2 protein-coding genes are annotated in these 2,667 nt (G+C 69.7%); both read left to right on the plus strand.

Translation table 11 applies throughout. The annotated features are described in order from the left end of the window. Positions 1-117: 117 nt before the first annotated feature. A complete protein-coding gene (locus ACNFOC_RS53050) occupies positions 118-1,446 on the plus strand; it encodes a radical SAM protein (RefSeq protein WP_416966119.1) in 1,329 nt (442 codons plus the stop codon). Between the two features lie 214 nt (positions 1,447-1,660). Beyond that, positions 1,661-2,667 (plus strand): cellulose-binding protein (locus tag ACNFOC_RS53055; RefSeq protein ID WP_416966120.1); only part of this gene is annotated, 1,007 nt, incomplete at its 3' end.

A 2,667-nucleotide genomic window follows, 5' to 3' on the forward strand; every position in this document is an offset into this window, starting at 1 on the left:
CGACGAGACCAACCCGCACCACACCGCGCCCCCCGCTCCCCCCGCTCAACCGCCGGGGGCATACCGTGAGGAGTCGTACGCCTGAGCAGGGCGCCTGAGCCGGGAGGAGACAACGGGATGGGCAGCCGCACCGCGCTGGTCGAGGATCTGATGGAGCGCTTTCCGCATGTGCCGCGGGAGGCCGTCTTCAAGGAGGACCTGCTGCGCGGGGGTGTCGCCTTCGACCCGTCCGCGCTCAGTGACAACGAGGGCGGTGAGGTGAAGCCGAAGTCGTACTTCATCTTCTCCTTCGACCACGGCACGCTCCCGGAGCTGGGCGAGGCCGCGCTCAGGCGCCCGCCCGAGGAGATCATCCTCACCGGCGGCCCGTACGACCTGCGACGGACCGTCGTCTCCGTGCGCGTGAACCCGGCGTCGCCGTACCGCGTGGCCTCCGACGAGGACGGTGTCCTCGGCCTGTACCTCGACGGGAAGCGGATCGCGGACGTCGGTGTGCCGCCGATGCCGGAGTACTACAAGCACAAGCTCGCCAACGGGAAGTCCGTCATGGAGGTGGCCCCGACCATCCAGTGGGGCTACCTGATCTACCTGACCGTCTTCCGCGTCTGCCAGTACTTCGGCGCCAAGGAGGAGTGCCAGTACTGCGACATCAACCACAACTGGCGCCAGCACAAGGCCGCCGGGCGCCCGTACACCGGAGTCAAGGACGTCGAGGAGGTCCTCGAAGCCCTGGAGATCATCGACCGCTACGACACCGCGAAGGTGTCCACCGCCTACACCCTCACCGGCGGCGCGATCACCAAGACCGTCGCCGGGCGCGACGAGGCCGACTTCTACGGCCACTACGCCAAGGCCATCGAGGAGCGCTTCCCGGGCCGCTGGATCGGCAAGGTCGTCGCCCAGGCGCTGCCCAAGGACGATGTGCAGCGGTTCAAGGACTACGGCGTGCAGATCTACCACCCCAACTACGAGGTGTGGGACGAATATCTGTTCAAGCTGCACTGCCCCGGCAAGGAGCGCTATGTCGGCCGCGCCGAGTGGCACAAGCGCATCCTCGACTCTGCGGAGATCTTCGGCGCGCGCAACGTGATCCCCAACTTCGTGGCCGGCGTGGAGATGGCGGAGCCGTTCGGCTTCAAGACCGTCGACGAGGCGATCGCGTCGACGACCGAGGGCCTGCGCTTCTTCATGTCGCAGGGCATCACGCCCCGGTTCACGACCTGGTGCCCGGAGCCCACCACCCCGCTGGGCAAGGCCAATCCGCAGGGCGCTCCGCTGGAGTACCACATCCGTCTGCTGGAGGCCTACCGCTCCACGATGGAGGACTTCGGGCTCAAGTCCCCGCCCGGATACGGCGAACCAGGCCCCGGCCGCGCGGTTTTCTCCGTCAGTTCCTTCATGGACAGTCTTCCCGCCGAGCCTGCCGAGGAGCCCGCGCCTTTGTAAGGTAACGGTGTGGCCAACTCCTGTGACAGGTGAGCCGGGAGAGGCTCGGACACGTACAACTGCATAGAGGCGACTGACAGTCACCGCAATTGAATACGTGGCTTGTCAGTTGTGTGGGACGCGTGAAAGGCTCTGGCCCTGTCACGAGGCAGCCCCCCTCCAACTTGCTTACTGTCAGAGCTAGTTGGCCGTCATTCGTGGATGCAGGAGACCCATGCCCGACCTGCCGACTCCTCAGGACGCCGCTGAGGCAGCGCTGTTCACCGAGAGCTGGGACGCCGTGCTGTCCTACGCCGACCTGTGCACGTCCGGAGCCGAATCGGCCACCGAACTGGCCGGCGAGGCCTTCGCGCTCGGCATCCAGGAGGCCCGCTCCGCCGGGTCCGGTCCGATGCGTGGTCCGGCCCGTCGGGTGCTGCCGGTGATACCGCTGCTGCTGACCGCCGTACGGACCACGGCGGCGGCGTGGGAGTTCGCCGGGCGGGGGCACCGGCTCGACCCGGACCTGCGGCTGTGGCTCAACTCGGAGAAGGCGGCCCGCTACCACGGCATGCCGTTGCAGCGCCCGATCGCCCTGCGTGGTCTGCGGGATCTCCAGGAGGCGGACGCGGCGCTGCTGTGGCTGGCCGAGGTCGAGGCCTTGCCGCTGCCCGTCGTGGCCCGCCGGCTCGGCCTCGACCCGGCGCTCGTCTCCAGCGAACTCGCCCAGGTGCGGGGCCTGTTCAGGGACCGCTGCCACCGCAACCACCTCGACACCCCGATGGCAGCGGAGTGCCGCAGCTACGCCCGGCTGCTGGACGCGGTGACCCGTTCGCCGGCCGCCGACACACCCGAGGACCTCTCACGGCACCTCGCCACCTGCGTGCAGTGCGCGGAAGCGGCCGCCTGCCTGCGACTGGCGGGCGGCGGACTGCCCGCGGCCCTCGCGGGCGGGGTGATCGGCTGGGGCGGCCTCGCCTATCTGGAACGCCGCCGCCGGGCCGCCGAGGTACGGCTGGGCGCGGGGCGTCCCGCGGCCGAACTCGAGGCCGGGGAACCGAAGGAGGGCGCGAGCAAGGCGCGCCTCGTGCGCAACGGACTGCTCGCCGCGGCCGTGGTGCTGTCGCTGGTGGCGCTCGGGTTGTCGATGATGCCGATGGGCGGCTCCGGGCACGACAACGCGGCCGGCGACGACGCCGACAGCCAGCCGGTGGGGGATCCCGCCCCCACCCTGTCCTCCGT

It is taken from the genome of Streptomyces colwelliae (assembly GCF_048158785.1).
Classification (GTDB): Bacteria; Actinomycetota; Actinomycetes; order Streptomycetales; family Streptomycetaceae; genus Streptomyces.